The 377-nt window shown below is 60.2% G+C and carries 1 protein-coding gene; it reads right to left on the reverse strand.

The genetic code is table 11. The features are described from left to right. The coding region (locus ACRXB1_RS37435; RefSeq protein WP_449494944.1) for a citrate/2-methylcitrate synthase at positions 1 to 377 on the reverse strand (377 nt) is incomplete at both ends.

The raw sequence follows: 377 nt of genomic DNA on the forward strand, positions 1-377 counted from the left end.
ACGAACAGCGGCGTGAACATGGCGGTGGGCACGCCCATGGCGTGATACGACACCGCGCTGAACCAGTCCAGGTTCGGGAACATCTTCTTTGCGTCCCACATCGTCGTTTCGAGGCGCTCGGCGATGTCGTACATTTTCGTGTCGCCGGCTTCCTTCGACAGCTTCTTCGAAATGTCCTTGATCACCTTGTTGCGCGGATCGGAGATCGTGTACACCGGATGACCGAAGCCGATCACGACTTCCTTCGCTTCCACGCGGCGACGAATGTCCGCTTCCGCTTCGTCGGGCGTCTGATAGCGGCTCTGGATCTCGAACGCGACTTCATTTGCGCCGCCATGCTTCGGGCCACGCAACGCGCCGATACCGCCGGTTATCGC

It is taken from the genome of Caballeronia sp. M23-90, from assembly GCF_053574605.1.